We start from the raw sequence: 25,605 nt of genomic DNA on the forward strand, positions 1-25,605 counted from the left end.
CAACGTGGCCCTGGCCGAAGTGCTGCATACCACGCTGGCCAACTGGCAGGCGGGCCGCTCCGAAGAAGCCTTCACGCTCTGGAAAAGCGCTTTGCTGGAGAGCATGTATTTGGGCAGCAGCCCCGGCAACTTCCAGCAGGTTTCCTTTTATGATGCGCACCGGGGCGAATTGTACCGCGACTTCGCCGACCCCATTGGCATGGCGTCCCGCTCGTTGGTGGAAGGCTTGTTCGGAATTCAGCCCGATGCGCTGGCGGGTACGCTGGTGGTCCGGCCAGGGCTGCCCGCCGCCTGGAACGAGGCCGCCCTGACGGTGCCGGACGTGACGTTTGATTTTCGCCGTACTGGTCGGCGGGAAGTCTACACCATCACGCCGCGCTTCGCGAAGCATCTGAAACTGCGGCTGCAAGTGCCGGCCCGTGGCACCACCGTGCAGAGCGTAACGGTAAACGGCCAGCCGGTAAAATGGCAGAACGTAGTGGAAGCCATGGGCACACCAGTAATCGAAATCAACAGTGAACCGGCAGCCACTTACGTAGTGGAAATCCGCTGGACCGGCGACAAGCCCGATACCGCCGCGCTGGCTCCAACCTACGCGCCGGGGGCGGCGCTGGCTGTTCGGTTTCCGCACGCTACCATTACCAAGGTATTCGACCCGCAGCAGACGCTGCGTGGTGCTACGCCGGCAGGTTCGGCCCTCACGGCGCAGGTGTCCGGGGCCGCGGGCAGCCGCACCGCTTTCGTGCAGCTCCAGCAAGGCGACCTAACGTGGTGGGCGCCGTTGGCCCTGAACGTGCAAACGGCCTCCGCGCCGCCAGTTGCGGCCACTCCCGTTTCGGCGGCAAAGTACGAGAAGGTGAATCTGGCGCCGTACTTCAACGACCAGGTCACGCAGATTTTCCAGAACAAGTACGTCTCGCCCCGGCCCACCGGACCTACCTTGCAACTGCCTAAGCAGGGCATCGGCAACTGGTGCTACCCCCTCACGCAGGCCGTTATTGATGATGCTGGCTTACGTAAACTGGCCGGCGCGAAAAACGAAATTCAACTGCCGGAGGGTGTGCCGCTGGGCACGCCGGGCGCAGCCGGTGCTAAGAACATCCTGTTTGTGTCGCAGTGGGATAATTACGCCGACTCGCAGACGCTGCCGCTGCGCGGTAAAGCCCGCCATGCCTACTTGCTGATGGCAGGTTCCACCAACCCCATGCAAAGCCAGACAACGAACGGCGAAGTGGTGATAACCTACGCCGACAATTCCACCGAAACGCTGCCCTTGCGCAACCCCAGCACCTGGTGGCCCATCGAGCAGGATTATCTGGAAGACGGTTTTGCCTTTACCACCGGCGCGCCCCGCCCGTACCGGCTCCACCTCAAAACCGGCTGGCTTTCCCGCGAGGTTCCTGCCAGTTACACCAGCATCAAAGGCTTCAGCACCCGCGCCATCGACGGCGGCGCCGCCACCGTGCTCGACTTGCCCCTCAACCCCAAAAAGAAACTCAAGAGCCTAACGTTACGCGCTTTAGCCAATGATGTAGTCATCGGCCTGATGAGCGTAACGCTGGCGAGGGAGTAATTCCGGAACTACAGTATCTGGTAAATGAATCTAAGACTAGATCCAAGTAATAAAAAACTAGTTCCCCTCCTCAGATGAGGAGGGGCTAGGGGTGGTTGAAGAATTAGAGCTAAGATCTAGAGCTAATCCTCGTTCAACGCTCTGGTCAACCACCCCTAACCCCTCCTCATCTGAGGAGGGGAACTAGTCTCTAGCTTTAGTTTAATCCATATAGCAGGGAAGTCTATACTTCCATTTGCGCAGCACGAGCACCTGATGTCATTAACCCATCCACCTATGCTTCCACCCAAGCTCCTTCCCAGTCTGCTTGTACTCGGCCTCGCCCAACCGCTGCTGGCCCAGAAAACGCCCATCGACCGCAAAGCCCTGGTGGAGCGGCATACCGTGGTGAACACCACGACCGATACCCTCTCGTCGGTGTCGGTGGGGAACGGGGCGTTTGCCTACACCGTGGACGTGACGGGGTTGCAGACGTTTCCGCTGTACTATGAAAAGGGTGTGCCGCTGGGGACGCAGTCGGAGTGGGGCTGGCACAGCTTCCCCAACAAGGAGGGCTACAAGTTCGAGCAGAGCTTGCGCGACTACGACCTCAACGGCCGCAAAGTCAGCTACTCGGTGCAAGTGAAAACGGCCGGCAACAAGGAAGCCGTGGACTTCCTGCGGGCCAATCCGCACCGCTTGCAGCTGGGCAACCTGGGGTTTGTGCTGGTGAAAAAGAACGGCAAACCCGCCACCATCAAAGACCTGCGCAACATCCGGCAAACCCTCAACCCCTGGACCGGCGAAATCAAGAGCCACTTCACGCTGGAAGGCGTGCCGGTGGACGTGGTAACGGTGGGCCACCAGCAGCAGGATGCCGTGGCGGCCCGCGTGGAATCCAAACTGCTGCAAACCGGGCAATTGAAAGTGTCCCTGCGCTTCCCGTGGCCCACTGCCGGCTGGGCCGACATGGGTACCGACTACACCCACACCGAACAGCACAAATCGAGCCTCATTGAGGCGAAGAAAAACGCGGCGCTGCTCACCCACCAGCTCGATACCACCACCTACGCCGTGGCGCTGAACTGGCAGCAGCCCGCCACCCTGACTGCCGGGCAGGCGCACGAATTCATCCTTACGCCGGGCAAGCAGGGTACGGTTTTGGAGTTCGGCTGCCGCTTTGCGCCGCGGCCTGCCGTGGCCCCTACGTTTGCTGCCACGCGCACCAACAGCCAGCAGCAGTGGCCGATGTTCTGGAAAAGCGGCGGGGCCGTGGACTTCAGCGGTACCACCGACCCCCGCGCCAAAGAGCTGGAGCGCCGCATCATCCTGTCGCAGTACCTGACCCGGCTGCAAGGCGCCGGCTCGCAGCCCCCGCAGGAAACCGGGTTGGTGCTGAACAGCTGGTACGGCCGGCCGCACCTGGAAATGCACTGGTGGCACTCGGCGCACTTCGCGCTGTGGGGCCGCCCCGAACTGCTGGAAAAAAGCCTTGTGTGGTACGCCCGCCCCGATGTGCGTGCCGAAGCCCGCAAGATTGCCCAGCGCCAAGGCTACGACGGCGTGCGGTGGCAGAAAATGACCGACCCGTGGGGCCAGGAAGGGCCGTCGTCGGTGGGGGCGTTTCTGATTTGGCAGCAACCCCACATGATTTATTTCGCCGAAGAAATGTACCGCGCCCACCCTAACGCGGCCACCCTCAAGCTGTACCAGGATAGGGTAGCCGCCACGGCCGAGTTCATGGCGTCGTACCCGTTCTATGAGAAAGACAAGGACCGATACATCCTCGGCGAGGGCGTTATTCCGGCACAGGAGCGGTTCAAGGCCGAGGAAACCTTCAACCCCACCTTCGAGCTGGTGTACTGGAACTGGGCGCTGAATACGGCCCAGCAATGGCGCATCCGGCAGGGCCAGCCGCGCAACGCCAAGTGGGACGAGATGCTGGCCAAACTCTCCAAGCTCCCGCAAGCCGGCGGGGTGTACCTGGCCACCGAGTCGGCCCCTGATTCCTACACCAACCCCGAGTTCAAAACCGACCACCCCTCCGTATTGGGCGCGCTGGGCGTGATGCCCGCCACCGGCCAGGTGGATGCCGCCACCATGCGCCGCACCTTCGATTTGGTGTGGAAAGACTGGAGCTGGGACAAAACCTGGGGCTGGGACTTCCCCATGACCTCCATGACGGCCACCCGCCTCGGTATGCCCGACAAAGCCGTGGACGCGCTGCTGATGAAGGTGCAGAAGAACACCTACCTGCCCAGCGGCCACAATTACCAGGAGGACCGCCTGCCAATCTACCTGCCCGGCAACGGCGGCCTGCTCTCAGCCGTGGCCCTCATGTGCGCCGGCTACGACGGCTGCCCCACCGAAAATCCCGGCATCCCCAAAGGCTGGACGGTGCGCTGGGAAGGGTTAAGCAAGATGCCGTAACGGTATAAGCTAGCAAGCTAGTTCCCCTCCTTTTTTCAAGGAGGGGTGCCCGGAGGGCGGGGTGGTTTACTAGAGTTAGAAAGCTAGAGCTAGTTGTCGTTCTGACGGTTTTACCACCCCGGCCTCCGGCCACCCCTCCTTGAAAAAGGAGGGGAACTAGCTTCTAGTTTTAGCTTACATCATTCCTCTGTTACCATTTAGTAATCAGTATGATAAAATTCCTTGCCTTCCTTTCCTTACTTGCGCTTCCTGGCTTGGCCGTGGCTCAGCAATCCGCTTTGCCACCCGTCAAAACCACGTCCTTCCGCGCCGATACCTTTTCCATTGCCAAATACGGCGCGGTAGCCGATGCCCTGACGTCGAACACCGGGGCCTTTCAGAAAGCCATAGACGAGTGCAGCCAAAAAGGCGGCGGAGTGGTGCTCGTGCCGCGTGGGCAGTGGCTGACCGGTCCGATTGAGATGCGCAGCAACGTGAACCTGCACGTTGCGGCCGGGGCCCTCATCCAGTTCAGCGATAACCGCGCCGACTACAAACTGCACAAAACCAACTGGGAGGGCCTCGACGCCGTGCGCAACCAAGCCCTGATTTACGGCAAGAACCTGGAAAACGTAGCCATTACCGGCCAAGGCATCCTCGACGGGGCCGGTGAGGCGTGGTGGATGGTGCAAAAGGGCCGCTCCACCGAAGGCGAGTGGAAGCAGCTGGTGGCTTCGGGCGGCTTCCTGAACGAGAAGCAGGACCGGTGGTACCCCTCGGCTCAAAGCCTGAAAGGCACTACCGTAAAAGAAGCCGGCGTGCTGACCGAGGAGAAGTCGGAAATCAAGGATTTCGAAGAAATCAAAGATTATCTGCGGCCCGATTTCCTGGTGCTCGACCAGTGCAAGCGGCTGCTCTTCGAGGGCGTCACGTTCCAGAACTCACCCGCTTGGACCGTGCACCCCATGCGCAGCGAGGACGTAATCGTGCGCAACATCAACGTGCTCAACGGCCCCTACACGCCCAACACCGATGCCCTGGATTTGGAATCCTGCAAAAACGGTATTGTGGAAGGCTGTACCTTTAGCGCCGGCGACGATGCTATTTGCATCAAGTCGGGGCGCAACGAGCAGGGGCGCAAGCGGGCCATGCCCACCGAGAACTTCATCATCCGCAACTGCAAGGTGTACCGCGGCCACGGCGGCTTCGTGATTGGCAGCGAAATGTCGGGCGGGGCGCGCAACCTGTACGTGAGCAACATCACTATGATTGGCACCGACATCGGGCTGCGCTTCAAAACCACCCGTGGCCGGGGCGGCGTCGTGGAGAACATATTCATTCAGGACATCGACATGAAGGACATTCCCGGCGAGGCCATCCTGTTCGACATGTACTACATGATCAAGGACCCCACGCCGCAGGTAGCGGGCTCCAAGGAGCGGCCCGTGTCGCCGGCCAAACCCGTGGATGAAAGCACGCCGCAATTCCGCAAAATCCAGATCCGCAACGTGACCTGCAACGGCGCCAAAACCGGCATCATGGTGCGCGGCCTGCCCGAAATGGCCATCAAGGACATCAGCATCGAAAATGCCGTGCTGCAAAGCGAGAAAGGATTAGTCTGCATCGAAGCCGACAACATCAGCCTCAAAAACGTGACCCTGCTGCCCACCAGCACAGACCCCGTGATGGAAGTGCACAACAGCCAGAACATCACCCTCGACAACGTTAAGTACGCCCCCGGTGCCACAGTGCTGCTACGCGTATCCGGTGCCGATAAAGCCAAGAACGTCCGCCTGGTAAACACCGACGTTTCAAAAGCCAAGCAACCGTTGGAGCTAGGAGAGAACGTGAAGAAAAAGGCGGTAGTAGTATCAAAACGCTGATATCCGGAAAGTAAAAGAACGTCATGCTGAGCTTGCCGAAGCATCTCGCGTGCTGACGTTGAGTTAGTAATCTGGTGTCAGCACGCGAGATGCTTCGACAGGCTCAGCATGACGAGCAAGTGTTTCTGTAGAACCTGAAACGACGGTTTTTAAGGTGCTTCTGCTAGTTTCCTACTGAATCAGGCCAAAAAGCTACAAGCGGCTAGGTGTTTGCCAGCGTACTATTGAACCGTTGAATCCATGATGAATACTATGAAGTTGAACACAATGCTGCGTTTCTGTCTGTTGGTGGCCTTGGTGGCTTTTAGCTCCGGCTTACACGCTCAAACCAAGCCCAAAACCGCGCTGCCGTTGTCGCAGCAAATGGCCGATTCATTTATGCAACTCTACCCCGATTCGGTGCCGGCCAGCCGCAACCGGGCGGCCCGCTGGGGCTACGAGCACGGGCTGATGCTGAAGTCGATTGAACGAGTGTGGCAGCGCACCGGCGACAAAAAGTACCTCGACTACATCGTGAAAACGATGGACTACTCGCTGCCCTCTGATGGGTCCATCCAGTACTTCAAGATGGCCGACTACAACCTCGACAACATCAACGCCGGCCGCGTGCTGCTCACGCTCATGCAGCAGCCCGGCCTCGACAAAGCGAAGTATCAGCGCGCCGCCGAATTGCTGCACCAGCAGTTGCAGGACCAGCCCACTACCAAGGAAGGCGGCTATTGGCACAAGAAGCGCTACCCCTACCAAATCTGGCTGGATGGCCTGTACATGGCCGAGCCGTTTTCGGCCGAGTACAGCAAACTGTTCAACGAGCCCGCCGGCTTCGACCACGTAGCCCTGCAATTCGCGCAAGTGGAAAAGCACCTCGTAGACCCTAAAACCGGCCTGCTCTACCACGGCTACGACGAAAGCCGGGAGCAGAAATGGGCCAACAAAACCACCGGCCTCTCGCCCAACTTCTGGAGCCGCGGCATCGGCTGGTACGCCATGGCCCTGGTCGATGTGCTCGACTATTTCCCGAAAGACCACCCGCAGCGCGGCCAACTCATCAAGAACTTACAGCGCCTGGCGCCCGTGCTGGTGAAGTACCAGGACCCCAAAACCGGCGGCTGGTGGCAGGTAACCGACCAAGCGGGCCGCAAAGGCAACTACATCGAAACCTCGGGCTCCTGCATGTTCGTGTACGCGCTGGCCAAAGGTGTGCGCATGGGCTACCTCGACAAAAAATTCGCCGCCCCGGCTCAAAAAGGCTACCAAGGCATCGTGAAAGAGTTTGTAGCCACCGAGCCCAACGGCCTGCTGGCCCTGAACGGCACGGTCAGCGTCGGTGGCCTCGGCGGCGACCCGTACCGCGACGGTTCATACGAGTACTACCTGAGTGAGCCCATCAAAAAGAACGACTTCAAAGGCGTCGGCCCGTTCATCATGGCCAGCGTAGAAATGGAAATGGCGAAGGGTAAGAAGTAGGGCCCCACCCCCCGGCCCCCTCTCCCGTGGAGAGGGGGAGCCTGACGATTTACAGCGCAACGTGTTCGGCTGGGGCCTCACACATTGCTGCTGACCGACGCTAACAACTAAATCAGGGGAAACTCTGAAATACAAGGGCCTGAAGCTGCTAAGCTTCAGGCCCTTGCTCGTTGAATTCGGCTGGCTCCCCCTCTCCCCTAGGAGAGGGGGCCGGGGGGTGAGGCCCGCCAAACCACCGAAAGCAGGATACTACAGGTTACTGATAGGGAAATTCCGGGGTAAGTTGGGACGAAAATCACCTCCCGGCTTCCCGCTTCCTTTTCCATGAAGACCACATTCTTACCCTGGCTGGCCTGCGCTGCGCTGTTCTGGACTGCTCCAGCCGCCGCGCAAACGTCGGCCCGCAAGCAGGTGCAATACCTCTCCGGTACCGATAACATCCACACGAAAACCTGGGATTTTTACTGCACCGGCGGCCGCCGTAGTGGCGCCTGGACCACCATTCAGGTGCCTTCGAGCTGGGAACAGCAGGGGTTCGGCAGCTACAACTACGGCCGCGACTACAAAACCTACGGCAAGAACTTCCGCTTCGCCGACGAGAAAGGCCAGTACAAGCACCAGTTCAAGGTGCCCGCCGCCTGGCAAGGGCAAGAGATATTCATCGTGTTTGAGGGCTCGATGACCGATACCGAGGTGAAGGTAAATGGCCAGCTGGCCGGCCCTATTCACCAAGGCGCGTTCTACCGCTTCAAGTACGACCTCACCGACAAGCTGAAATACGGCCAGGACAACCTGCTGGAAGTAACCGTCAGCAAGATGTCGGCGGAACCGACTGTGAATAACGCCGAGCGGCTCGCTGATTATTGGGTATTCGGCGGCATTTTCCGGCCGGTGTACCTGGAGGCCTACCCCAAGCAGTTCATCCCGCACACCGCCATCAACGCCCGCGCCGACGGCTCGTTTGCCGTGAATGTCGCCCTCAAAGGTTTGCGCCAGCCGACCGACGTGAAGGCTGATATTCTGGACGCCCAGGGCAAAGTGGTCGGCACCGCCCAAGGCCGCGCCGCCGCCACCGATACATTGGTGAAGCTCAGTACCACGGTCAGCAAGCCGCTGCTCTGGAACTCGGAAAAGCCAAATATGTACCGCACCAACATCCGGCTGGAAGCAGGCGGCCAGACGCTCTACCAAACCACCGAGAAGTTCGGGTTCCGCACCATCGAAATCCGGCGCGGCAAGGGCATCTACGTGAATGGCACGCAGGTGAAGATGAAGGGCATCAACCGGCACAGCTGGTGGCCCGAAACGGCCCGCACCCTCAACGACTCCATTCACTTGATGGACGTGAAGCTCATCAAGGAAATGAATATGAACGCCGTGCGCATGTCGCATTACCCGCCCGACGCTAAGTTCCTGGACCTCTGCGACTCGCTCGGCCTCTACGTGCTCGATGAGTTGGCCGGCTGGCAGAAAGCCTACGGCACCAAAGTAGGGGAGAAGCTGGTGCGCGAGATGGTAGTGAAAGACGTCAACCACCCCAGCATCATCTTCTGGAGCAACGGCAACGAAGGCGGCACCAACAAAGAGCTGGATGACGACTACGGCAAGTACGACCTCTCGAACCGCCCCGTCATCCACGCCCACCACCGCCCCGGCAACGACTTCAACGGCATCGACTGCAACCACTACGAGAACTACTACAGCACCCAGAAAATCCTCGCTGATTCCCTGATTTACATGCCCACCGAGTTCCTGCACGCCCAGGACGACGGTGGCGCGGCCGTGGGCTTGCAGGACTTCTGGGACCTGCACTGGAAGTCGCAACGCTCCGGTGGGGGCTTCCTGTGGGCCTTGGTGGATGAAGGCATTGTGCGCACCGACCAGAACAACATCATCGACGTGAACGGCGTGAATGCACCCGACGGCGTAGTTGGTCCGCACCGCGAGAAGGAGGGCAGCTTCTACGCGCTGCGGGAAATATTCTCGCCCATCAAGATTGATATGAAGGAACTGCCTGCCAAGTTCAAGGGCACGATTCCGGTGGAAAACCGCTACCACTACAACAACCTGAATGAGTGCTTTTTCCAGTGGGAACTGGTGAACTACCGCCAGCCTGGCGAAGTATTCACCGGCTCGACCACCATGCAGAAAAGCCGCGCCACTTCGCCGGCCGTAGCGCCGCTGGGCCGGGGGGAGTTGAAGCTGAAACTGCCCAAAAACTGGCAGGATTACGACGCGCTGGTGCTGTCGGCTTATGACCCGCAGAAAAATCTGGTGTACAAGTGGAGCTGGAAAACCGGTACCAACACCCGCTTGCTCCGTGATATTCTGCCCGCCGCCAGCAAGCAAAGCGCGTCCGTAGCCGCCACTGAAACCGACAGCACGCTTACGCTGCAAGCGGCTGGTATTACGGTGAGCTTCAACAAGAAAACCGGCGAAATCCAGGACGTGAAAGGCAACAGCGGCGACAAGCTCAGCTTTGGCAAAGGTCCGGTGCTGGTGAGCGGCAACGCCACCTTCACGGGCCTGAAGCACCGCACCGAAGCCGACGGCGAAGTAGTGGAAACAAGCTATCAGGGCGACCTGAAAACCATGCGCTACAAGATGGACGGCAACGGCTGGCTGCGCCTCGACTACGAGTTTGCCGCGCAAGGCGACCTGCCGTTCACCGGCATCAGCTTCACTTATCCCGAAAACTACGTGTTGGGCGCCAAGTGGCTCGGCAAAGGCCCGTACCGCGTCTGGAAAAACCGCCTCCAGGGCGTGACCGAAAACGTGTGGGAAAACGCCTACAACAACACCCAAACCGGCGCCGCCCCCTGGATTTACCCCGAGTTCAAGGGCTATTTCGCCGACATCACCTGGCTGGAAATGAACACCGTGGAAGGCAAATTCCTGGTCGCCAGCCCCGACAAAGGCTTGTTCGTGCGGCTGTTCGATTTCTACGGCTTGTCGGGGGTGAAGCCCTCACCGGCCCTGCCCGTCGGCAACCTGTCGTTCCTGGAAACCATCCCGCCGCTCGGCACCAAACTGGCCCTCAACATCGACGCCAACACCAAAAACCTCGGCCCCAACAGTGAGCTAAACCACGTCAACGGTCTTTCAAAACGCACGCTGTATTTCTTCTTCGGCCTGCCAAAGTCCAGCGCCGCCCCGCAGCCCTACAAGGCTCCGGCCAAGGACGAGCTGTTCTGATGGTGTCATGCTGGCGGGGCCTCACCCCCCGGCCCCCTCTCCTAGGGGAGAGGGGGTGCGTTCAACGAAATACTACTTTAGAACAGTCTGTCAATCGGCTGGCTCCCCCTCTCCCTTAGGAGAGGGGGCCGGGGGGTGAGGCCCCGCCAGCACGACTACCCGTTCAACCCGCACAGTACAGGACGGCCAGCGCAACCGGATTTTCCTTCTTGAGTCTCTGAACTCAGCGGCCAGTACCAGTTCCATTGAATCCACCCCTATTTCCTATGTCGAAAGCACCTGAACCAGTCTTGAAAACCCAGAATCCGCGTTGGAAGGCCTTGTTGCTGGGGGCGTTGCTGACCACCTCCGTGACCGTCGCTACCCAGGCCCAGAAGATGCCGAAGAAAAAGGCCGTGCTCAAAACCATGCGCCTCACCAATAGCTACTTCATGAAGAAGTGGCCGGATACGGGCAAGGAAATTGTAACCAACAAAGCGCGCCCCAGCCACATCTGGACGCGGGCCGTGTACTACGAAGGCCTGATGGCGCTCTATGGCATCGACAAGCAGAAGCCCTACTACGACTACGCCGTGGACTGGGGCACCAAGCACCAATGGGGCCTGAACAACGGCGTTTCCACCCGCAACGCCGACAACCAGTGCGCGGGCCAAACCTACATTGCCCTCTACGAAATAGACCCTCAGCCTGAGCGCATCCGCGACATTAAAGCCAGCATCGACCTGATGGTGAACAGCCCCAAGGTGGATGATTGGTGGTGGATTGACGCCCTGCAAATGGCCATGCCCGTGTACGCCAAGCTCGGCGTGATGTACAAGGATACTGCCTACTACGAGAAGATGTACCGCATCTACAACTACTCGAAAACGGTACACGGCGGCAACGGCCTCTACAACCCGCAAGACCAGCTCTGGTGGCGCGACAAAGACTTTGTGCCGCCCTACAAGGAGCCCAACGGCGAGGATTGCTACTGGGGCCGCGGCAACGGCTGGGTGGTAGCGGCCCTGGTGCGCGTGCTCGAAATCATGCCTAAAGACGCCCCGCACCGCGCTGAATACGAGCAGATGTACCTGAACATGATGAAGGCCCTGCCGCCCCTCCAGCGCCCCGACGGCTACTGGAACGTGAGTTTGCATGACCCCACGCATTTCGGGGGCAAGGAAGTAAGTGGTACCTCGTTGTTTATCTACGGCATGGCCTGGGGAATCAACAACGGCTTGCTCGACGCCAAACAGTACCAGCCCCTCATTGCCAAAGCCTGGACCGCCATGGCCAAGGAATGCGTGCACCCCGACGGTAAGTTGGGCTATGTGCAAGGCACCGGCAAAGAGCCCAAAGACGGCCAGCCCGTCAGCTACACCAGCACCCCCGATTTCGAAGACTACGGCCTCGGCTGCTTCCTGCTCGCCGGCAGTGAGATTTACAGAATGAAGTAAGGCCAAGCTCCAGCTTGCTGAATCGTTGCTGAAGCTGGAATTAGAGCTAAAACTAGAAGACTAGTTCCCCTCCTCAGATGAGGAGGGGTTAGGGGTGGTTGAAACATCAGAACAACCCATCATAGCCTATCTAGCTCTAGCCTTTTAGCTCTAATCATACCACCCCCAACCCCTCCTTGAAAAAAGGAGGGGAGCTAGTTTCCTAGCTTATAAGTACCCACAGTCTTTCCAACCTATGAAAAATTCCCTCGCGCTTTCCCTGCTTTTCGCCGCCGCGCTAACCCAAAGCAATGCCCAAGCGCAGGCGCCAAAATGGCCGGAAATCACCCAGCAAACCAAGCCCTGGACGCGCTGGTGGTGGCAAGGCAGCGCCGTGAATAAGCCGGACCTGACGCGCCTGCTCACCCAATACCAGCAGGCCGGGCTGGGCGGCGTGGAAATCACCACGATTTACGGCGTGAAGGGCGCGGAAGACCAGTTCATCAACTTCCTGGAGCCGAAGTGGATGGATATGCTCGGGCACACGCTCACCGAAGCCGGCCGCCTGGGCTTGGGCGTAGATATGGCGCAGGCTTCCGGTTGGCCGTTTGGCGGGCCCTGGGTGAGCCAGGAAGACGCCTGTAAGTACGTGGCCTCCCAAACCTACTCGGTGAAGGGCGGCGAGCAACTGAAAGAGCCGGTGCGCTTCGTGCAACAGCCGTTGTTGCGCATGATTGGCCCGCGGGTCGACATCAAGCAGCTGGTCGAGCCGATTGTGAAGAACCCCGATTTGCAGCTCCGCGCCTTCGACCAGGTGCGCTTCGAGAAGCCGCTGCCCTTGCAGGCGCTCATGGCGTATTCCGACAAAGGCCAGACGCTGGATTTGACCAGCAAAGTTGCCGCTGATGGCAAGCTGAACTGGACCGCACCGGCCGGCAACTGGACCCTCTATGGCGTGTTCCAGGGCTGGCACGGCAAGATGGTGGAGCGCGCCGGCCCCGGCGGTGAAGGCGACGTCATCGACCACTTCTCGAAAACCGCCACCGACAACTACCTGCGCCACTTCGACCAAGCCTTCAAAGGCCGCGACGTGAAACCCATCCGTGCCTTCTTCAATGATTCCTATGAAGTAGACGACGCGCAGGGCGAGGGCAACTGGACGCCGCAGCTGTTTGCCGAGTTCCAGAAGCGCCGCGCCTACGATTTGCGCCAGCACCTGCCCGCCTTGTTCGGTAAGGCCTCCGACGACGAAAACAAGCGGGTGCTGTCTGATTACCGGGAAACCATATCGGAGCTGCTGCTCGAAAACTACACCAAAACCTGGGCCACCTGGGCCAAAACCCACGATGCGCTAATCCGCAACCAGGCCCACGGCTCCCCGGCCAACATCCTTGACCTCTACGCCGCCACCGACATTCCGGAAACGGAAGGGGAGGACCTGGTGCGTATCAAATTTGCCTCGTCGGCGGCGCACGTTACGGGCAAGCCGTTGACTTCGGCCGAGTCGGCCACCTGGGAAAACGACCATTTCCTGTCCAAGCTCTCGGATGTGAAAAAGGCCATGGACCGGATGCTGCTCGGCGGCGTCAACCACACGTTCTACCACGGCACCAACTACTCGCCGCAGGCGGCGGCGTGGCCCGGCTGGCTGTTCTACGCCGCCGTGCATTTCAACCCCAACAACACATTCTGGACTGATTTCGGCCAGCTCAACAAGTACGTGGCGCGGTGCCAGAGCTTCATGCAGGCCGGTAAGCCCGCCAACGACGTGCTGGTGTACCTACCCATCTACGACTCGTACGTGCGGCCCGGCAAGGTGATGTTGCAGCACTTTGATGGCATCGAGCACGGTTTCAAAGGCCTGCCTGTGGAAGAAGCCAGCCAGGTGCTGCTCAAGCGCGGCTATGGCTTCGACTACATTTCTGATAAACAGCTGCTCGGCGTGAAAGCGGCGGGCACTACGCTGCAAACCGGCGGCGCCAGCTACCGCACCATCCTGGTGCCCGATGCCAGCCTGATGCCGCTGCCCACCCTGCAACAGCTCGTGAAGCTGGCCGAAGGCGGGGCTACCATCGTTATGGAAAACCAGCTGCCCACCGACGTGCCCGGTCTCGGCAGCCTCGACAGCCGCCGCAGTGCCTTCCGCAAGCTGCTAAGTGAAATCAAGCTTACGGCCAGCAAACAGGCGGGCGTGCAACAGGCCACGGTGGGCAAAGGCCGCATTCTGGTGGGCAAAGACGTAGACCAGCTGCTCACGCAAGCCGGCCTGAAGCGCGAGAAAATGGTGGATAGCGGCCTGGAGTTCGAGCGCCGCCGCCACGCCAAGGGGCACTACTACTTCGTGGCCAACTGGGGCGACAAGGCCATGAACGGCTGGCTGCCGCTGCAAACCGCGGCCAAGTCGGTGGCCCTCTACAACCCCATGACCGAAAAGCTCGGTATGGCTTCCGTCCGCCCGGCGGCGGGCGGCCTGCCGGAAGTGTACGTGCAGCTGGCCCCCGGCGAATCGTGCATTCTGGAAACCAACGAAGCGGGCACCACCGGCCCCGCGTATGCCTACCAGAACCCAACCGGTGCGCCGCAGCCGCTCAATGGCACCTGGAACATTCAGTTTGTGTCGGGTGGCCCAACGCTGCCCGCGCCCATCAAAACCCAGAAGCTGGACTCCTGGACGACCATAGCGGGTGAGGCCGGCCAGAAGTTCTCGGGTACGGCCACCTACACTACCACCTTCCCCACGCCGCAGGGCAGCAGCAGCGGCTACCTGCTCGATTTGGGCCGCGTAGCGCAGAGTGCCCGGGTGCAGCTCAACGGCAAGGAACTCGGCACGCTCATCGGGCCGGTGTATCAGGTGTTTGTGCCGAAAGAGCAGCTGCAAGCCACCAACAACCTCACCGTGACGGTGAGCAACGGTATGGCCAACCGCATCATCGACATGGACAAAAACCACGTTGAGTACCGCAAATTCTACAACGTGAACCTGGCCGCCAAGCTCAAGGAAAACCGCAACGAGCAGGGCCTGTTCACCGCCGAGAAGTGGACGCCCCAGGAGTCCGGCCTGCTCGGCCCCGTCACCCTGACGCCTACCGCCGCCCAGCCGCCGAAGGTGCAGTAGAATTACTATGCCAGAAGCCCGCAACTTTCGCGGGAACTATCATCCACCCAACCTCCCTGACAATGGAAGAAATAGCCTTCACCATGCAACTCAAACCGGGCAATCTGGCTGAGTACGAGCGTCGGCACAACGAAATCTGGCCGGAACTGACCGAGGCTTTGCAAGCCGCCGGTATCTACGACTACTCCATCTATGTAGACTCGGCCAGTGGCACCCTATTTGCCGTGCAGAAGCGTACTCCCGGCCACACGGCCGACGAGCTACCGACGCTACCCATTATGCAGAAATGGTGGGCCTACATGGCCGACTTGATGGAAACTAACCCTGACAACTCACCAGTAGTAAAACCATTGGAGCGGCTGTTTTATCAAGCTTAGTGAAAAAAAGTAAGTACTAACTTTTTTTCTAAATATCAGGAGGGTGCGGGAGGGTTCCGCAATGAGGTTTCGACAGCTTTGGATGTGAGTGAAGATTATTTCAACTGACGCGTGGCGAAACTGGGAATTGCGGCCGTGGGAATCCGTCTTACCCTGAGATGCCACGCGTCACGTTGAAAATTATAGCGCGGCTGAATGCTATGCTCACTCATTAGAGGCTGACATAGGTGGTTTTGTACCGGTAAAATGTTCTGCGTCAAGTGCTAATGCATCAGGAAATCGGTAATACGGTCAAAAGATATAGAAGACTACTAGCTGCGCTGTATAACGCCAGCATAGGATTTTAAGAGTGAAGAAAAGTGAGTTGAAGAAGCTACTCCCGCTTGGGAGTAGCTTCTTTTTTTAACAAGTAAGGGAGTACAGAGCGCATGATCTACGCTCCATACTCCCCCTATCAAAATTCTCTACTTACTACTTAGTACAGCAATACCACCAAGCTGCGCGCCCCGTGCGCCCCAATCACCAACGACTGCTCGATGTCGGCCGTTTTGGAGGGACCCGCCACGAAGGCCCCGTAGCCCCCGGTGGATGGCAGTTGCGCATACGCCTGGTGCATGGTGGCTACAATGCGCCGGTGGTCGAGCACCAGTACCAAATGCTGCGTAATGGTAGGTAGTGCGCGGTGCATCATGTTGGCCTCGGGCAGCCAGATGGCCCCGTTTTCGGCCACTCCAATTTCGCCCGCCAGCACTGCCAAATCCACATCGGCTAGCACTTCGGTGGTTGTCAGCGCATCCACGGGCAGCGTGCCGGAAAATAGGGTAGAGGCCGAAATGCGAGACTCGGGGAATAGCTGGGCCAACACTGGCTGTAGCTGTTCGGGGCCGTCGAGCCATATTACCTGGCCGCCAATGCCGGTTAGCACTTCCGTAAACCGCTCGGCCGAGGCATCACCGCCAAAGTCGGGGACGGTGGGCAGCAGGGTTTCCTCTGGTTTGTTGGCGCGGGCCGCCGCCAGAATTTTCTCGCGTGAACTACTCAAGGGGGTAGTGAAATTGTGAGGTGGTGAGATGGTGAACTGGTGAGTTTGACGTTCGGTTTGCGCAAATAGTGCCTCTTAAACATCAAACTCACCAATTCACCATCTCACTATTTCACCTCTTGTTGCTGATACCATTCGTGGAAGCTTTGCTTGGGTGGCTCCGGCAGCTCACGGGCCACGGCCCACACATTGAAATGGCGGGCGTGGGTGAGGCTGTAGGGCAGAAACTTGATGCCGTGCCGCGCCAGCTTACCGCCGATGCCGAGGGCGCGGGGGCTGGTCAGGAAGCGGCCCATCAACTTCATGCTCCACTTCTTGGAGGCCGGTATTTCGTTGGCTTCGGCCAGCACCTGCCGCCACTTGTAGAGCTGCGTATGAATGTCAATCTTGACCGGGCATACATCCGAGCACGAGCCGCACAGCGTGGACGCAAACGGCAACGAGCTGTGCTTCTTCATGTCGATGTTCGGCGACAGGATGGATCCAATCGGGCCGGGCACGGTGGCATCGTAGGAATGGCCGCCGCTGCGCCGGTATACCGGGCAGGTATTCATGCAAGCGCCGCACCGGATGCACTTCAACGACGCCCGAAAATCAGGCCGCCCGAGCTGCTTGGTACGCCCATTGTCCACGATGACGATGTGCATCTCCTTGCCGTCGGCGGGCTTGGTGTAGTGCGAGGTGTAGGTGGTAACCGGCTGCCCGGTGGCACTGCGCGCCAGCAGCCGCGTAAACACCGACAAATCGGAGAGGCGCGGAATCAGCTTCTCGATACCCATGGCCCCAATGTGCACGTGGGCCAGGTTCACGCCCAGGTCGGCGTTGCCTTCGTTGGTGCAAATGACGATGCCACCGGTTTCGGCCACCGCAAAGTTGACGCCCGAAATGGCCACTTCCGCCGCCAGGAACCGCGCCCGCAAGTGCTGGCGGGCAGCCTCAGTCAATACCTGTGGGTCCACTTCGCCTTTGGCGGTACCGAGGTGCTGAAAGAATGTTTCGCCTACATCTTCCTTCTTGAGGTGAATGGCGGGCAGGACCAAGTGGCTCGGGGCCTCGTCGCGCAGCTGAATGATTCGCTCCCCCAAATCGGTATCCACCACCTCAATGCCGTTGGCAATCAGGTGCGGATTCAGGTGGCACTCCTCGGTCAGCATCGACTTGCTCTTGACGATGCGCGTGGCGTTGTGCTGCCGGATGATGTCGAGGATGATGGCGTTGTGCTCATCGGCATCGGCGGCCCAGTGCACGTGCACGCCGTTGCGTTTGGCTTGCTCCTCGAATTGCTCGAGGTAGAAATCCAGCTTGCTGAGCGTGTGGTTTTTGATTTGGGAAGCTAGTTCGCGCAGGTCCTGAAACTCGGGCACGGCGTACACGGCCTTGTCGCGCTTGGTGCGCACAAACCAGAGCGTTTCGTCGTGCCAGGTGGTCCGGTCGGCATCCCCAATAAACTTAGCGGCGCGGGTGGCGTGGTTCATGAGATGGTTCCGTTAAGAATTTCGGCGGCGTGCATCACGCGCATCGGCAGCTTGCCGCGCCGTACTATGCCTTCCAGGTGCATCAAACACGACATGTCGCCGCCGGTAAGCACGCTGGTGCCGTTGCGCAGGTGGTCGGCTACCCGGTCCTGGCCCATGCGGGCCGAAATGGCGGCTTCCGACACGCAGAACGTACCGCCAAAGCCGCAGCACTCGTCGTTGCGGTCCAGGTGGGTCAGCTCGATGCCGTCCAAAGAGCCTAATAGCTGCCGCAGCTGCCCGTCGCGTACCGGCGTCATCTCCGATTCGTTGGCTTGGTGCAGGCCGCGCTGGCCGTGGCAGCTCAGGTGCAGGCCCACCCGGTGCGGAAACGAGCCGGGTATTTCTTTCACGCCGAGCACGTTGTAAATGAAGTCAATCAGGTCGTAGGCCGAGGTGCGTACTTGCTGCACGTCGGGCGTTTGTTCCAGCTTGTCGAAGTGCTTGCGCACGTGGTACACGCAGCTGCCGGAGGGCGCCACCACGTAGTCGTACGCCGCGAAGGTATCAACGTAGTGCCGGTAAATGGGCAGGGCGTCCCGCTCGCAGCCACTGTTAGCCAGTGGCTGTCCGCAGCACGTTTGTGCAGCCGGAAACTCCGCTTTCACGCCCAGCTTCTCCAGGAGCTGCAACGACGCAATGCCCACCTGCGGGTAGAACTGGTCGACGTAGCACGGCACGAATAAGGCGACTTTCATCTGATGATGGTTAATTGTTTTTTGTTGACAGCAGAACGTCATGCTGAGCTGGTCGAAGCATCTCTCCCGCGTTATCCGTACGAAGACGTTCGGTAGAGATGCTTCGACAAGCTCAGCATGACGTTCTGCTGGTTGTACTACCAGTTTTGCACTATCAACTAGTTGAACAGCAATTGGGTTTTTTTCCAGGCCTCGCCTTGCTCTAAATGCACCAGAGCACCGAGGGCCGTAGCCTGTGGTACTTCCAGCGTGCGGATTTCGGCTTTCGGGAAGTTCCAGCTCAGCGTTTGCATGAATAGCGGGTTGCGGGCAAAGCCACCATCTACGTAGATGATTTTCTCGCCCTGCCACACCAAATGAATGGATTCGAGCAACAGGTTGATGAGGCCGTGCATGAGGTGCTGATAGGCATCGGAAGCTGTGCGGAAACCGGTGATGTCCCATTCGGCGGCGGGCTCATCGGGGAACGGGCCGGTGCCGGCCATGCACGCCGGTTTGAAGCTGGCCGAAGCCTCGTCGTAGGGGCGGGCCAGTACCAAGGAGTGGTAGAAGTCGGGCTTGACGTGGAAGTGAGCGGCAATGCGCTGCACCTGGTAGTCGTGCTCCCGGCCCAGGAATACGCGGGCGGCGCGCATCGGCTGGCCGCGGGGCGTCAGGAAGCTGAGGCTGTCGCGGCGCAGTAGCTCCGGCGTGAGGGGCTGGCTGTTGAACGGGTTGATGGTAACCGACCAGGTGCCCGTCGAAACCAATACAAACGGCTCGTCGGTTTCGGCCAGGTAGGGCATTACGGCCGCTGAGCTGTCGTGCATGCCCACGCCCACCATAATACCATCCACTACCGAGGCAATAGAATCTTTAGTGAGCGGCGCCAGCTTCTCGTCGATGCCTTCGCGGCGCACCCACTCGTGGTATTGGCCCTGCTCGAAGTCCCAGAGGTTGGTGTGGCAGCCTACTGAGGTGAAGTCGCTGAACTTCTCGCCCGACACCAGGTACGACATATACTGCGGCAAGTGCAGCGAGGTATGAATGCGGGCGTACTGCTCGGGCTTGGCGTGTTTCAGCCAAAACAGCTGCATACCCGAGTTGAGCATGCCCATCTGCGGCGAGCAGGTTTCAGCGGCCAGCTCTTGCGGCGACTGGGCCAGCATGTCGTAGAACTTCTTGCTGATTTCCTCCGGCATCGGCTTGAGGTAGTTGTAGAGCGGCAGCACCGGCTGGCCGTCGGCATCGAGGTGCACGAAGCTGGCCCCGTACGCCGTGAAGTTGACGCCCTTCACGGTGTAGTGCGGGTGGTTGCGCAAGGTGTGCCAGTGGTCCTGCACCCACTGGGTCAGGCGGGGCAGATGGTCGCACACGAACCCGTCGTCGTCGAGGGCATCGGTGCACACGTGCTGCTGCTCGTCAATAATCTGCCGGTCTTCGTCGAACAGAATCAGTTTCTTGTTGGTCTTGCCAATGTCGAATACTGCGTAGATACTCTTCTTTTTCGTGGCCATGAGTGCTGGGCTTACAAACCGGTAGACAAGCTGAGTTTGCCGCGCTGCTGAATAAGCTGCTCACGGATGCCCGCGGCGCGGTAAGCGGCCACCGGGCGCAAGGCGCCGCCGGCCCGCTTGTAGGCCTCGGCCACCAGCGGCCGAACATCAGTCAGGAAGGCGTCGCGCATGATTTCTTCGGCCCGTACCACGTCGTTGTTCTCCTGCGCCTCATACAGGGCGGTGCGGTCTACCAACAACGCCTTGGCGTAGGCGCTGAGGATGTTTTCCACGGATTGCAATAGGTCTTCCAGCGGGTCCTTCACGTTGTGGCTGGCGTCAATCATGTAGGCCACCGTCGGGTTGCTAATTGATTGGTCGCGGGCGGCGTCTACCAGCTCGTTGAAAATGAGGAACAGCTGGAACGGCTTGCTGCTGCCGGTGGTCAGGTCGTCATCGCCGTACATCGAGCCGTTGAAGTGGAAACCACCCAGGCGGCCAAACTGCTGCAAGCGGCCCACAATCTGCTCGATGTTGGTGTTGGGCAAGTGGTGGCCCAAATCAACCAATACGTTGGCGTTCTTGCCCAACGACTGACATAGTGAGTACGACGTGCCCCAGTCGGGAATAACGGTGGAGTAGAAGTTCGGCTCGTAGGGCTTGTACTCAATCAGCATGTTCCAGTCACTGGGCATAGCCTCGTAGATGGCCGCCAACGATTCCTGCGTGCGCAAGTACGCGCGGCGCAGGTGTTGCTGACCAGGGAAGTTGGAGCCATCGGCCAGCCATACGGTCAGGGTTTTGGCGTTCAAGGCCTGGCCGTGCCGGATGCAGTCGATGTTGTGCTGAATGGCCTGCTGACGGGCACCTTCTTCGGTGTTGCTCAGCGAGCCGAATTTGTAGGAATAATGCTGGTCTTTCTGGTCCTGGAAGGTGTTGGAATTCACCGAGTCAATCACCAGTTTCTGCTCGCCCAGCTGCTGCTGCAAACCCGCAATGTCCTGCGGAATATCCCACGGAATGTGCAGCGAAATCGAGTTAGACGAGCCGTTGAGCTGGTGCAGCAACCCCACGTCGTTGATTTTCTCTTCCAGGTTGCGTGGCTCGCCACCCAGCGGGAACCGCCCAAACCGCGTACCACCCGTACCCAAGGCCCAGCTCGGAATAGCCACCTGAAAATCGACGAGCTGCTGCACCACTTGGCTGGCATCCAGCTGGCGGCGGCTCAGCGCATCGGACAGGAAGTTGAACTGGAGCGTATGTTCTTCCAGCAAGGGCTGGTTGAGGTCTTGAATGCGGGATTCAGAAAGCATATGGAAGAAGTGGTAAAGAGCGAATCAACTCGTCGGGCTTAACCAGAGAAGTCGGATTCATTCTGGAGTGGCGGGATAAGGATTGAGACAACAAAGTAGCGCTTCAACCCCTCACAAACTGTTATGAACTCTCCTGTGCGTCGTGTTTTTTCCTGGAATCAGCCTGTAGCGCTAAGCTCCGGCTCGGCGACGAGTGGATGTGGTACTGGGTCAACGCGTAGGAACTCGCTCCGCTCGTCGCCGAGCCGGAGCTCAGCGCTACAGGGAACCCCGACGGACAGTGTAAAAAGGGTTTTTGACTTTGACGCGTTGCTTTTCCAACAGGAGGGTAGCGGCGGTGCGGCCCATGGCCTCGAAATCGGTGGTAATAACGGTCATGTTCAGCAGTTCTTTCAGAGGCGTTTCGTTGAACGAAATGATGCCTACTTCGCGGCCAAGCAAGTAGCTGGTCTGGCGCATCTTCTTCACCAGCTCCACTAAGTCGGTTTCTCGGATAACAACGTAGGCCGTACCTACTTGCAGGACCTCACTCATGGCGTTTTCCACCACCGCAAAGGTTTTGTTGTGCAATAGGCAGAATGAGCGGAACCCCCACGGTAGCTCCTCGGGGTGGTTGGCGTCGGAGGGCAGAATGAGCACCAAGCGGGAATACTTTTCCAGTAAGTCGGCGGTGTTTTCCAATGCCCCGAAAATGTCTTTATCGAAGTCCTGGAACACGCGCAGGCAGTCGTGCTTGAGGTCGGGAATGTCCTTGTCGAGCAGCACCAACTCCTGCGACGGAATGGTGTTCAGAATGTTCTGGTAGGTGGCTTTGGGCGTGTCCAGCGTGAAGTGCGGCATCACCACGTAGTAGTTGTACTTGCCCAGGCTTTTCTCGATGATTTCCTGAAACAGATTCACGTTGTAGTGATGAATCTGGAGGTCAACGGTAGCGGCCTCGCCCAAGGCTTCGAGGAAGGCGTAGTAGATGATTTTCTTGTAGGAACTCAGCTTGTTGAATACCAGCAAAATCTTCAGCTTGGTGTTGTCGTTGGCCTGCACGTAGTAGCCCTTGCCTTGCACCGACGTGATAAAACCCCTTTCCCGTAGCTCGCGGTAGGCTTTTTCCACCGTGTCGCGGGCCAGATAATATTCCACGCTCAGCTCGCTGATGGAAGGAAGCTGGTCACCATTTTTCAGTAGGCCCCGCTCAATATCGGTAATCACCGACTGCACAATCTGCTTGTACTTCGGGGTTTTGTCGAGGGGCTTCAGCTGAAGCTTGTAGAAATTAGGACTAATCAATGTTGCTCGGTGCTCAACTAAACCGACGCCAAGGTTCCGGTCGCGGGAAGCTGATTTATAAATCATGGTGGAAAAGGACTAGTGGGAATTTGAAAGGGCAGAGTCGGCTATTCCATGCAGAGAGTTATAAGGTGTGGTAGGGCGGACATGGCAAACGGGTCTTGCGGAAACCCAATGAAACTACCAGCGCTGGCATCAGGTCATGAAGGCCGAGCTTGTTGCAAACAGACAATGGAAATGAAGATCAGATGCTTGAAAATACTGAAAGCAACTTGCTTTAGCAGTGAAAATGCCAGTTTTCCTCGGCAAAAATCAACGGGAACGTTGCCGGAAATAATGATTGGTTATGAGATACTAGCGGATCTATGCTGGATATTATCTGGATTAGCCGACTGAGCTGCTAGAATGGCAACAAAAAACCCGACAAACTGAAAAGAATTCAGTCTGTCGGGTTCTGGTAGAACGGCTATTCGGTAGCCGCTTTAATTTCCGGATTCATCGGCTGCAAGAGCCATCCGGAAACAGAAGCTGCGTCTTTGGCTTAGCGCACGAAAGCCATAGCTACGCCGCCATCCACGTTGAGCACGTTGCCCGTCGATTTGCTCAGCGAGCCATCCACGAACACGCGCACTGCTTTGGCAATGTCTTCGGACAGCAGCTCTTCGCCTAGCAACGTCCGCTTGGCGTAGTGCGCGGGCAGCTCTTCCACCGAAATGCCGTACGCCTTGGCGCGACCCGCAGCCCACTCGCCTTCCCAGATTTTAGAGCCGCGCAATACGGCATCGGGATTGACGGTGTTCACGCGGATTTTGTCGGCACCCAGCTCGGCGGCCAGCAGGCGGCTCATGTGCAGCTGAGCGGCTTTAGCGGTACCGTAAGCTACGTTGTTGGGGCCGGCTACCAGGCCGTTCTTGCTGGCAATGTTCACGATGTCGCCACCGAGAGCTTGCTGGCGCAGGATGGTTACAGCGGCCTGGCTTACCAGGAACTGACCTTTCACAAGCACGTCGTTGAGGATGTCCCAATCGGCTTGCGTGGTGTCGGCGAGGGGCTTGCTGATGCTCAGGCCGGCGCAGTTGACGATGATGTCAACACCACCGAACTGGAGCACGCTGGCCCGCAACGATTCGGCAATGCTGTCGGCATCCGTCACGTTGATGGACGCGGTGAGGGCGCTGTCTTTGCCGAACTGCTTGCGCAAATCAGCCTGGGTTTCTTCCAGCCGGTCACGGTCTACTGCTACTACACAGGCGCCGAACTTCAGCAGCTCTTCGCAGATGGCTTTGCCAATGCCGCCGGTGCCGCCCGTCACGTAGGCCACCTTGCCCGACAGGGCTTTAGGCGGGGCCATACGCTGCAACTTGGCTTCTTCCAGCAACCAGTACTCGATGTTGAAGGCTTCCTGCTCGGCCAGGCCGGTGTACTCACTTACCGCCTCAGCGCCTTTCATTACGTTGATGGCGTTGGTGTAGAACTCAGCGGCTACGCGGGCCGTCTGCTTGTCCTTGGCGAAGGTGAACATGCCCACGCCGGGCCACAGGATAACCACCGGGTTGGCGTCGCGCATGGCCGGCGAGTTGGGGTGCTTGCTGCGCTCATAGTACGCGGCATAGTCCTGGCGATACGCCGCAAACTGCTCCTGCAAGTACTCCTGCACGGCGGCCAGGGGCTGGTGCATGATGGCCTCGTCGAGAACCAGCGGACGGATTTTGGTGCGCAGGAAGTGGTCGGGGCAGGAGGTGCCTTTCTGGGCCAGACGGGCCAGGTCGTGCGAGTTTACAAACTCCAGCACGCGGGCGTCGTCGGTGTAGTGGCCCAGCATGCGGCGGTGGCCCGAGGCCAGGCCGCGCAGTACGGGCATTACGTCGGCAGCCATGCGGCGGCGGGTGGCTTCATCGGGGCCGTTTTCCAGCTTCACGCCACCGAAAACCGGACCTTTTTTGCCGTAGTTGGCTTCCAGGTACGTGGCCGCCATTTCAATCACCTCCAGGGTGTTGATGTACGACTCGTAGCTGGTGTCGCCCCACGTAAACAAGCCGTGGCCGCCCAGAATCACGCCACGCAGGCCGGGGTTTTCGGCTACGATTTTTTCGAGCTGCAAGCCCAGGTCGAAGCCGGGCTTCTGCCACGGCAACCAGCCCATGGTGTCGCCCCAGATTTCCTTCATGATCTGCTCGCCGTCCTTGCTGGCGGCAATGGCAATCAGGGCATCGGGGTGCAGGTGGTCGATGTGCTTGAAAGGCAGCAGGCCGTGCAGCGGCGTATCAATGGAAGGCGTGGCGCACTTGGGGTCGAAGAGGCAGTACTCGAACAGGCCCACCATTTCGTCTTCGTGCTCCAGGCCGCGGTAGCGGTTTTTCAGCGCGTGGAGCTTGTCTACGTACAGGTTGGCGCAGCCGGCTTTGGTGAGCGTGCCGATGTCGCCGCCCGAGCCTTTCACCCACATTACCGGTACCGACTCACCGGTAACGGGGTCGGTTTCCGTGATTTTGCAGGAGGTATTACCACCGGCGTAGTTGGTGAGCCGCAAGTCGGCACCGAGCAGGTTGGAACGGTAGAGGAAAAGGGCTACTTCGTCGCCGGCGAGTTCAGCCGCCTTCGTCTCATCCCATAGGTAGCTGACGTGCTGAAAGGTGAGCGTTTTTTCCATAGTGGTGCTTCTGATGAATTTGCCAGAAAACAGTAAATAATTACTTTTCAGCAAAGTACCGGGTTGGCGCTAGGCTAAACCTCCTGCACTCTCCTGCTTGCCAGTAAAATAATTATTAGCCTTGCTGCATGTTTAAAAGTAAGTCTTCACTAGCCGCAGGCTTTTCTGATCTGTTCAGGAGAGCACAGGACAGTGTACGACTATAGGTAAAGCAGA

14 protein-coding genes are annotated in these 25,605 nt (G+C 58.9%); 7 read left to right on the forward strand and 7 right to left on the reverse strand.

Annotated features, from left to right (window positions below; genetic code table 11):
• The first annotated feature begins 1,849 nt into the window (after positions 1-1,849).
• From J0X19_RS14275 to rhaM, 7 genes are all read left to right on the forward strand, one after another.
• Positions 1,850-3,982: a hypothetical protein gene (locus J0X19_RS14275; protein ID WP_206985054.1), complete on the forward strand. Its 2,133-nt coding sequence runs from the start codon at positions 1,850-1,852 to the stop codon at positions 3,980-3,982.
• 209 nt (positions 3,983-4,191) lie between these two features.
• Positions 4,192-5,844, forward strand: coding sequence for a glycoside hydrolase family 28 protein (locus tag J0X19_RS14280; protein WP_206985055.1), 1,653 nt, complete (start codon positions 4,192-4,194; stop codon positions 5,842-5,844).
• A 252-nt stretch (positions 5,845-6,096) separates the two neighbouring features.
• Positions 6,097-7,311: a glycoside hydrolase family 88/105 protein gene (locus J0X19_RS14285; protein ID WP_317194780.1), complete on the forward strand. Its 1,215-nt coding sequence runs from the start codon at positions 6,097-6,099 to the stop codon at positions 7,309-7,311.
• A 324-nt stretch (positions 7,312-7,635) separates the two neighbouring features.
• On the forward strand, positions 7,636-10,506 hold the full coding sequence (locus J0X19_RS14290; RefSeq protein WP_206985056.1) for a glycoside hydrolase family 2 protein: 2,871 nt from the start codon (positions 7,636-7,638) through the stop codon (positions 10,504-10,506).
• A 377-nt stretch (positions 10,507-10,883) separates the two neighbouring features.
• Complete coding sequence (locus J0X19_RS14295; protein ID WP_242582705.1) at positions 10,884-11,942, forward strand: glycoside hydrolase family 88/105 protein; 1,059 nt, start codon at positions 10,884-10,886, stop codon at positions 11,940-11,942.
• Positions 11,943-12,177: 235 nt separating this feature from the next.
• Positions 12,178-15,036, forward strand: coding sequence for a glycosyl hydrolase (locus tag J0X19_RS14300; RefSeq protein ID WP_206985058.1), 2,859 nt, complete (start codon positions 12,178-12,180; stop codon positions 15,034-15,036).
• A gap of 62 nt (positions 15,037-15,098) precedes the next feature.
• Complete coding sequence (rhaM, locus tag J0X19_RS14305; protein WP_206985059.1) at positions 15,099-15,413, forward strand: L-rhamnose mutarotase; 315 nt, start codon at positions 15,099-15,101, stop codon at positions 15,411-15,413.
• Positions 15,414-15,888: 475 nt separating this feature from the next.
• Here the strand turns inward: rhaM and J0X19_RS14310 are convergent, their stop codons facing one another.
• From J0X19_RS14310 to J0X19_RS14340, 7 genes are all read right to left on the reverse strand, one after another.
• Positions 15,889-16,455: a LutC/YkgG family protein gene (locus tag J0X19_RS14310; protein WP_206985060.1), complete on the reverse strand. Its 567-nt coding sequence runs from the start codon at positions 16,453-16,455 to the stop codon at positions 15,889-15,891.
• A 107-nt stretch (positions 16,456-16,562) separates the two neighbouring features.
• On the reverse strand, positions 16,563-17,930 hold the full coding sequence (locus J0X19_RS14315) for a lactate utilization protein B (protein ID WP_206985061.1): 1,368 nt from the start codon (positions 17,928-17,930) through the stop codon (positions 16,563-16,565).
• The gene (locus J0X19_RS14320) at positions 17,927-18,667 is read right to left on the reverse strand and encodes a (Fe-S)-binding protein (protein WP_206985062.1); all 741 of its coding nucleotides are present in this window, start codon (positions 18,665-18,667) and stop codon (positions 17,927-17,929) included. Before J0X19_RS14320 ends, J0X19_RS14315 begins: the two co-directional genes overlap by 4 nt.
• Before the next feature lie 158 nt (positions 18,668-18,825).
• On the reverse strand, positions 18,826-20,163 hold the full coding sequence (locus J0X19_RS14325; RefSeq protein ID WP_206985063.1) for an FGGY-family carbohydrate kinase: 1,338 nt from the start codon (positions 20,161-20,163) through the stop codon (positions 18,826-18,828).
• Between the two features lie 11 nt (positions 20,164-20,174).
• Complete coding sequence (locus tag J0X19_RS14330; protein ID WP_206985064.1) at positions 20,175-21,455, reverse strand: TIM barrel protein; 1,281 nt, start codon at positions 21,453-21,455, stop codon at positions 20,175-20,177.
• Positions 21,456-21,713: 258 nt separating this feature from the next.
• Entirely contained in the window at positions 21,714-22,739 is a 1,026-nt protein-coding gene (locus J0X19_RS14335) for a GntR family transcriptional regulator (protein ID WP_242582685.1), read from the reverse strand.
• A gap of 541 nt (positions 22,740-23,280) precedes the next feature.
• Complete coding sequence (locus J0X19_RS14340) at positions 23,281-25,389, reverse strand: bifunctional aldolase/short-chain dehydrogenase (RefSeq protein ID WP_206985066.1); 2,109 nt, start codon at positions 25,387-25,389, stop codon at positions 23,281-23,283.
• Positions 25,390-25,605 lie beyond the last annotated feature (216 nt).

Origin of the sequence: Hymenobacter telluris (genome assembly GCF_017313265.1) — a bacterium.
In the GTDB taxonomy this organism is placed as follows: domain Bacteria; phylum Bacteroidota; class Bacteroidia; order Cytophagales; family Hymenobacteraceae; genus Hymenobacter; species Hymenobacter telluris.